Raw genomic sequence first — 8,555 nt, forward strand, 5'->3', positions numbered from 1 at the left:
CACAATAAAAAAGCTAGGTAAATTAACACCTAGCTTAAGTATCTATTAAAATTTAACTCTTACTCCTCCTGAAACTTTCCAAGAGTTATCCTCTGAGAATATATACTTATACTCTCCATATAAAGATAGTCCATCCCATAAATTTCCAACCTCTGTTCTCACTCCAACCTCTTTAGAAAATCTATTTTTATTTTTCAAATCTATCTCTCCACTCTCACTACCTAAACTATTTACTTTAAATTTAACTGTATCATCTAAACTATTAAGTTCCTGTTTAACTCCTAAATTTAAAGCCATATTTAAAGCACCTTTTCCAATAGTAAATACCTTTCCTATCCCTGTTCCAACGTATCCACTACTTAAAACTCCGTTAAGATTATCTAACTCTAAACTATATGTTCCTCCACTTTCACTTATATCTCTTTGGAATATTCCAATACTTTCAACTCTTGCAACTGGTTCTAAATATATGAAATTAAAATCATATTTTTTAGATATTTTTCCTAAAGCTCCTACATAATAGTTTTTAATATCTGAACTTAAACTTTCATTTAGACTTTCAAAACTTATATCTGTGAAATCTTCGTTATAATCTAAATAACCTAATTGAACATTTCTATCTAAGTTTCCTTTAGAATATCCTGCAAAGAAGCTTCCAAAAGCATTTACAGTATCTTTATTGTAGTTTAAATACCCTGTTCCTTGGAACATATTGTCCTCTCTTTTTCCTTTATTATCTTTAAATTTAGAATCCAATCGAGTATAACTTAAAATCCATCCAGAGCTTAAGCTCTCTTTTATTGGATAGTTTTTTCCTATAAAGAAACTATTTAACTCATCTGTATATCCTAATATATTTTCGTATACATCTTTTTTCATTTTTTCAAAAGAGTAACCAAAAATATAGCTCTCTTTATTTGTTGCTTGAGTCTTTTCGGATATTTGATTTAAAATAGTTTCATTTGTAAATACAATAGCATCATTTGTTTGATACATTAAAGATGGAAAATAACCTCTACCAAAGATTTCATCTAAATACCACTCAAATTGTGATCCACTTTCTGAAGATGTAAGTATATCAAAAAGTTCATTTTTTGTAGAGTTATTCGAGTCGTAATAAATATCTTCTAAATACTTTGCCAAAACATCATCTGTTAATATCTCAAACCTATTTCTTTTAAACTCATAAACTCCATTATTTTCAATCACTTCATATAGTTTACTATTACTTTTTATCTCTTTAAAATTACTTGTAATTGAAGAGTGTAAATTTAAAACTCCTGAATCTACATAGTGATTTCCCACATAACTTCTTCCTATTGCAATTGTTTCTAACATTTGAGATTTAGAAGTATTTATACTTCCACCACTTTCCATAACCAACTTTCCATTATAAGATAGGCTTTGAGTATTAGTCTCCTCTTTATTTATAACTCCCCAGTTATATACAGTTCCTCCATAATTAACCATTCCATATTCACCTAAATTTATAACTCCAGTTGGCATATTTTTACCAATAGCTCCTTCAGTTAAAAAATAAGCAAAATCTGTCGTTAATATTGAACCAGGAGTTACAGTATTAGTATACATATTTATTGTTCCACTATTTTCTAAAACTACAGCCCCCTCTCCTGTCATTGCATTAGTTGCCCTCATTAAACTAGTTGGTGTTCCTATATTTATAACTCCTGACTCCGAGTTAATAGCTGTTCCAAATCCATTTATAAACATTGCACCACTAGGTATTTCCATCGTATTGTTACCATTGTTATAACTTGGAGTATTCATTGTTATTGTTCCATTGTTTATAATACTTCCATTTGTTGTCATCATTGCCGAATTTCCATCTAAAACTGTTATTGCTCCATTATTTACTCCACTTCCTCCACCACTTACATAAATTCCTGCAAAAACTCCTAATAGAGATATATTTCCAGTAGATGAATTTTCCACACTTCCACTTCCTAGGGTAGCCATAGCATACCTTGCAGCTCCTAAAATATTACCTTTATTTATAAAACTTCCATTTTCAACTGTTGCTCCAACTGTATATGAATTATACAGATTTATTGTTCCATTATTTATACCATTTCCATTTTTACGAAGTTGAATTGCTACTGTATTATTTGATATTGGTAATATTGCATTTATTGTTCCATTATTCTCTGCATATCCTGAATTTAATATACTCATTCCTATTCCACCATAAGATTCAATATTTATAACTCCACTATTTTGATTTATTATAGTTCCTCCATTTGAACCTTGCATTCCCACTAAAGTTTGAATTTCAGGTAATTTATTAAGAGAGATTGTATTCTCATTTTCTATTACATATCCTTCTTTTATACTACCCATTCCTATTTTATTAGACATATCTACTGTTAAATCACCACCTAATGGTGAACTTCCAGTTTTTAAATCAGTCCCCTCATAAAACACATTATTATAAAAAATATATTTCTCAACTGTTGGTTTTGGTGGGTCTGGTACTATTGGATCTGGTATTGGTTGAATCGGTGTAGGAGGCTTCACTGGGGGTTCTACTGGCTTTACAATAGGAGGCACTACTATTGGTGGTTTTATTGGTTGCTCCACTGGGGGTGTTATAGGTGGATCTATGGGTGGTTTTACTGGGGGTTCTACTGGAGGCTCTATCGGGGGACTTATTGGTGGTGGTAATTCAATCTCTTTTCTCGAATATAAAGATCCATTTTTTAAATAATAGTCTTCCTCTTGGTTTTTAAAATACATAAAGTCTGACCAAAAAATTAGCCCTTTATCTTGAGAAAAAACTTTTGTTCCATGTAGAGCTAAAAGAAGTAGTAGAAATCTATACTTTTTCATATTCATCACTCCTCTTACAAATTTACATGCTTTATACAAAATAAGTAGAAAACTCCCTTTTATTCTTATTATTTTTTTATTTTTAACTTTTTTTGACTAACGATTCAAAAAAAGCTTTGACTTTTTGGGAAATTTGAATTATAATTCAAGTATAAGAAATTTTTAAACATTTTCCAAAAATCAAATCAAGAAAAGGCTCTTATTCAAGAGCTTTTTTTTGTAAGAAACAAGCGGAGGTACAATTATGTCTTTAGTAACTATTGCTAATACTGGCGAGGTTATAAGTAATCAACTTTATTTAATTAACTTTATCGATGACTTTCACTACAATCTTCTAAATAAAGAGGATAAAATTAACTATATATTAAATTTTGATTTGAATAAATTTCCCACTTTTTTAAGGGAAGATTTAGTTAACATTGAAGCTGAACAGGAATTAGAAAAATATCGTTTAAAATTCTTTCCTGAGCTACCATCTAGATGTGGAGCACAGTTCGCCTTTGAAAAGTTAACAGACCTTTTAACTGCAGCTAAGATGTATGGGTGGAAAGGTACTATTTACAAGGTATCTATTGATACTAGCAAAGATTATACTCTATCTAAGCATAATGCTGATATAATCTCTGAAATTAGAAACTCTGATTTCAAATCTATCTCAAATACATTAAATGATTATTGGACTGGAGATATTAAATGGGCAAAGTGTCATGATAGAGATATACACTTTTTACCTACAACTGAGTATTTAATCGAAGGAAGTATCAATATTATTGAAACTTTAGACAAAGCTATATAATAACAAAAAGAGGAAGTTTTATAAACTTCCTCTTTTTATTGTTTAATCCAACATGTTATAATAAATAAAAAAGTTTAGGAGGAAAAAATGTACGGTCTATCAGAAACAGATTTTTTTAAAATTATTGATATTTTGAAAAAGTACAAAGAAAAAATAGAATGGGTAAAAATTTTTGGTTCTAGATCTAGAGGAGATTATAAAGAAACCTCAGATATAGACTTAGCTATATTCCTAAGAGTAAACAATATTATTGATGATATACGAAATGATTTTTATGAATCAGATTTAAAATATACTGTAGATGTAATTGAATATACTAAGAATATTGGAGAAAATATAAAGAGAAATATAGAAACTGATGGAATCTTAATATATAAAACTAATGAGAAAGGTGGGATTTTAATGAATGAAAATAAATTGAAATATAAACTTGAAGATTTTCAAAAAGCTTTAAAAAAATTAGAAATTGCTTTAGAAAAAGATGCACATTTAGATGAATTATATTTAGATGGAACTATTCAAAGATTTGAATTTGTATACGAATTAAGTTGGAAACTTATGAAAAGTTATTTGGAATATCAAGGTATAGAAGTTGTAAGTCCAAGAGAAACTTTTAGAGAAGGATTTAAAGATGGAATAATACATGATGCAACAGAGTGGATTAATCTCATGATAAATAGAAATAGAACTTCTCATACTTATAATGAAGAAACAGCATGGGATATATATGATAAAATAAAAAATGAATATATAAATTTATTTAAAGATTTTGAAAAAGAAATGATAAAAAAAATAGATTAAAAGAGGAAGTTTTATAAACTCCCTCTTATCTCTTTTATTTGATTTATAACTATTCTAACTATTCTTACAAAGATAATTGATATAAAGAATACAGCTAATGTTGTTGCTGCTACTCCAAAGTTATACCAGAAAATTCCTCTACTTTCATCTATACTTCTAATGTAGTTTGAATACTTTAAAATTGCTGTAGATCCTATTGCTAATGGGAATGTAAATGACGCATATACTGGTGTAAATTTAAGTCTTATAATTTTAACCATTGATATATAAAGTAGTGCTGTCATAAATATTCCTAATGGGAATAAAAATCCTACTACTGCTGGATTTGGAGTTTTGAAAGCCACTAAATATCCTGCTAAACAAAGATTAGGTGGTGCCGCTATAATTGCAAAAGTTGGTAGTCTTGCATCGTCAATCTTTTCAACAAATATAATTCTATATAACATCATAGGAAGCATTACTACATAAAAAGCAAAACCTATGTAAAATATTGCTTGTGCTAACTGTGGCATTCCCATAACTGCTGAATCAACTGATGCTACAACTATTCCAATTGGTGGTACAAACCAACTTGGAACCATATGCTCTATATTCCAAGAACGAAATCTATGATATATAAATGATGCTCCAAATATTAGATGTAAAAGTATGCATAACAGCCATAACCCTTTTCCTAGAGATGGTGAAAACTCATAAAGTACAACTGAGAAATTCATTAAAGCCATATCTAAGGTAGGTATAAAACTTCCTAGTGTTGGGTGCTTCAGTTCCTCTTTAAATACATCAAAATGTAGTATGTTCTTTATAATTATAGGCAGAAGTAACATTAATGATATAAAGTTCCCTATGTATAAAGCTTTAGGATTAAGTACTACTGCAACTGCGCCGCTGACTCCAGAAACACCTAGAGCTAAACCTGTAAGAGCCACCGGTAAATACTTAAAATAATTTTTTAAATTCTTCATTTTTCTCGCCTCTGGTTTTAATATATATTTTTATACGTATATTATAACACATTTTTGAATCGTGATTCAACTTTTTTTGTACATATACAATTTACAAAAGTTAAACATACATATATTGTACTATTATACCCCTTTTAGCTACACTTTCTTTTAATTTTTACTTTTAATTTCCCTCTGCTATAAATTTAAATCTATACTTTTTTGAAAGCTCATTCTCTGATGGAATCATATTTGCTGGTTTTAAATCTCCGCTTTCTATCATTGGAACACCTCCTAATCAATATTTTTTATAATATCTTAACATATTTTCAAAAAAAAGAAGCTGACCTTATTAGTCAGCCTCATTCTATTCTGAAACTATAAAATTCTTAAAATCTACAAATACATCATCTGTTGAAGCCCACGTCTCATCGGAACCACCGAAAAATGTAGAGAAAAATAACCCCTCTATCTTTAATTTTTCACTCACTCTGAAACTTAGATTTTCAATGGTAGCTACTTTTCTTTTATCTAAAAAAACTTCAATTATTCCATCATTTTTATCTGGAGTATTTAATTTAATAATTTGAGTCAATTTATGCCATTTCCCTTTCTCAAATTTCCAATTACCTAAATCAGTCCCATGCATTTCACTTGTTGGAAGGTAAGCATAAATAACTCCTTTTCCTTCTCGCCTCCACATATATCTAGTACTAAACCCACTATCTTCAGTTGGAATTCTTTTCCCACTAGCATTTCTATCTCCACCATATAATCCAGGAAGCTTTCCTCCTTTTACAAAGTCAAAATTATCAGAAAATCTTATATCATAAGTTAGTTCTAATTTATCTTTACCTTCAATTCCCATATTCGTATAAAATTGAGCTCCTCCTAGAGGTTTTTCAAATTTTTTAGAATAATTTGAACTCACACTACCCTTTGGATATTTTACTCTAAAAAATAACTCGCCATTTTCATTTTCAATAGATAAGTTTTCTTTGATCCCAAAAGTTTTATCGGGCATTACTTTCCAAGTTTCTTTCCAAGCTTTTGTTATTTGGGGCTCCCAAATAGTTTTAGAAAAAACACTTCCAAATGTAACTAAATACATTAAAAGTATCACTTTTTTCATAACCAATCTCCCTTAGAATGATTTTCTTAAACCAAGTTTATAAAACATTCTATCTTTATCATCTGATTTCTTTCCTGAATAAGCTACATTTTTAGCAGATTGCCAATAAACTTCCCCTACTAAAGTTAAAGTTGGATCAAATTTATAACTAAAAGTTGTTCCAACTCTAGTCTCATCTTTATCTCTTTTTAATCCATAATTGCTTCCTTTTACTGAATTTGACTCTTTTCCCTCTTCTTCATAGTATAAGTCTTGTCTTACAAATGGATTAATCGCCAATTTATCTGTCGTCTTCCAGTTATATCCTATTCTCATTTGCCAACGTATATATTCTGAGGTATGCTCTAGATACTTGTATTCATTATAAATTGAAGCCCATAGCATGTCCTTATTAGGAAGTGTGTGTCTAATTCCCAGCAACTGAATCTCTTGATACCAGTCGCCATAATAGTTATTGCTTCCTAAATTTTTACTATTATATCCTGAATCTTTTCTAGATTGTTGCTTTGTTTCATTAAATAGTGGCCCTGTGAATCCACTTAAATATAAATTTGTTGTATCACTTAACTTATATGTCATATCTGGATAAAATCTTAAACCTAAACTTCTCTTAGTTTGATTACTAGTGCTATTGTCATTTATAGCCCATTGCTCATACCTAAAACCAGCTTTAGGATTCAAAGAAAAATTTCCATTTTTATAACTATATCCACTGGCAAATAGCTCAAATCTATCTCTTTGAGTTTTAAATCTTGCATTTGTTCCTTCAGCTCTTTCTTTTCCATATTGATCTTGATACATGTACTTAAAATCTAATTTTAATTTTGATCCTTCTATCGGATTAAAGCTTCCACCAACATAAGGCATAAATACATCACTTCTGTTATAGTTATTTGTTCCCTTGTCATCATATTGCTCATTTTCGAAACCAATTTCAATTGTAGCTGCAAAGGTGCTTATAGATAAAATACTTGCTAATAATAAAATGATTTTTTTTGACATTTAACTTCCCCCATTTTTTTATTTTTTATTAACTCTATCATGTGCTGATTGAAAAGCATCTAACACTTTATTCAATCCAAGTTTTTCAAGATTTTTTGTATATCCATCCCACTCTTTATCAATATCCATACCTTTTAAAACCCAGTTTTGAACAGATTCTGTTATGTAAGTAGAAATTGTTGGCCAATATGTATCGTAAACTTTTTTTTCTTCTTCATTCATGGCTGGTGGTAAATATTCAGGAATAATATATCCATTTTCAATATACATATTTACTCCCTTCATGGCTAACTCATCTGTCCATTGCTTTTCATATTCATAATTTTGACGATATCCTATTGGAACTTGAGCACCTACTTCAAAAAGCTGACTATTTACAGCTTTACTTCCCTTTAGTATCTCCTCTTTAAAAATAGGTTTTCCATCGACTATTTCATAATGAATACCCTCTATTCCAAAATTAGCTAAATTTCTTCCTATACCATCGAAAAAGAAATCAAAATATTTAATTGTTTCAACTGGATTTTTATTTGCTGCTGTTATAGCCCAACCATCTGGTTTTACAAGTGTTCTAGAGTTTTCTTCTATTTTTTTTCCTGTTACTCCTGTAGGTGGAGCTATTGGTTGAAGATTAATTCCTGGATTTTGACTAGCTAATGTTTTATTTAATGTTGCTGTACTAGCAAACCAATCTCTTGTCATACCTCCAGTATTGTTACCAAACATTATTTCTCTTGTTTTATTACCCCTCGTGAAAACTTCAGGATCAATAAGTTTCTCTTGATACCACTTAGCTATATTTTTCATTCCTTCTCTAAACTCTGGTTCAGTCCATCCATGCCTAACCTTACCATCCTTTTCATAAAATGTTAAGTAAGAATCTGTTCCAGCAGTTCTTGCTCCCCAAAGTGTTGTTAACCTTACCATTTCTTGCCAATTTCTAAATACCATTGGTATCTCATCTTTAACTCCATTGCCATTTGGATCTTTGTCTCTAAAGGCTTTTAAAACTTCATATAATTCCTCTATATTA

The 8,555-nt window shown here is 29.7% G+C and carries 6 protein-coding genes and 1 pseudogene; 2 read left to right on the top strand and 5 right to left on the bottom strand.

The features are described from left to right. Window positions 1-45: 45 nt before the first annotated feature. Window positions 46-2,847 carry an autotransporter domain-containing protein gene (locus H5J23_RS14295; RefSeq protein WP_185892077.1) on the bottom strand — a complete coding sequence of 934 codons (2,802 nt, stop codon included), beginning with the start codon at window positions 2,845-2,847 and terminating at the stop codon, window positions 46-48. Between the two features lie 244 nt (window positions 2,848-3,091). Here H5J23_RS14295 and H5J23_RS10475 point away from each other — a divergent pair, with 244 nt between their 5' ends. Continuing rightward, window positions 3,092-3,643 carry a hypothetical protein gene (locus H5J23_RS10475; RefSeq protein ID WP_185890563.1) on the top strand — a complete coding sequence of 184 codons (552 nt, stop codon included), beginning with the start codon at window positions 3,092-3,094 and terminating at the stop codon, window positions 3,641-3,643. Window positions 3,644-3,730: 87 nt separating this feature from the next. Further along, window positions 3,731-4,444: an HI0074 family nucleotidyltransferase substrate-binding subunit gene (locus H5J23_RS10480; RefSeq protein WP_185890565.1), complete on the top strand. Its 714-nt coding sequence runs from the start codon at window positions 3,731-3,733 to the stop codon at window positions 4,442-4,444. 11 nt (window positions 4,445-4,455) lie between these two features. On the opposite strand, the gene H5J23_RS10485 is transcribed toward H5J23_RS10480, so the two are convergent. The 4 genes and pseudogenes from H5J23_RS10485 to H5J23_RS10500 all read right to left on the bottom strand — a co-directional run. After that, window positions 4,456-5,409, bottom strand: coding sequence for a TDT family transporter (locus tag H5J23_RS10485; protein WP_185890567.1), 954 nt, complete (start codon window positions 5,407-5,409; stop codon window positions 4,456-4,458). Window positions 5,410-5,755: 346 nt separating this feature from the next. After that, window positions 5,756-6,520: a polysaccharide lyase gene (locus H5J23_RS10490; RefSeq protein ID WP_221892774.1), complete on the bottom strand. Its 765-nt coding sequence runs from the start codon at window positions 6,518-6,520 to the stop codon at window positions 5,756-5,758. A 12-nt stretch (window positions 6,521-6,532) separates the two neighbouring features. Further along, on the bottom strand, window positions 6,533-7,522 hold the full coding sequence (locus H5J23_RS10495) for a hypothetical protein (RefSeq protein WP_185890569.1): 990 nt from the start codon (window positions 7,520-7,522) through the stop codon (window positions 6,533-6,535). Window positions 7,523-7,540: 18 nt separating this feature from the next. Next, a pseudogene (locus H5J23_RS10500) lies at window positions 7,541-8,555 on the bottom strand (sugar ABC transporter permease); the annotation flags it as partial.

The organism is Cetobacterium sp. 2G large (assembly GCF_014250655.1).
GTDB classification, from domain to species: Bacteria; Fusobacteriota; Fusobacteriia; order Fusobacteriales; family Fusobacteriaceae; genus Cetobacterium_A; species Cetobacterium_A somerae.

Excerpts from the sequence above, each read along its gene's own strand:
- H5J23_RS14295 (WP_185892077.1), bottom strand. The coding sequence starts at position 2,847 with ATGAAAAAGTATAGATTTCTACTACTTCTTTTAGCTCTACATGGAACA.
- H5J23_RS10475 (WP_185890563.1), top strand. The coding sequence starts at position 3,092 with ATGTCTTTAGTAACTATTGCTAATACTGGCGAGGTTATAAGTAATCAA.
- H5J23_RS10480 (WP_185890565.1), top strand. The coding sequence starts at position 3,731 with ATGTACGGTCTATCAGAAACAGATTTTTTTAAAATTATTGATATTTTG.
- H5J23_RS10485 (WP_185890567.1), bottom strand. The coding sequence starts at position 5,409 with ATGAAGAATTTAAAAAATTATTTTAAGTATTTACCGGTGGCTCTTACA.
- H5J23_RS10490 (WP_221892774.1), bottom strand. The coding sequence starts at position 6,520 with ATGAAAAAAGTGATACTTTTAATGTATTTAGTTACATTTGGAAGTGTT.
- H5J23_RS10495 (WP_185890569.1), bottom strand. The coding sequence starts at position 7,522 with ATGTCAAAAAAAATCATTTTATTATTAGCAAGTATTTTATCTATAAGC.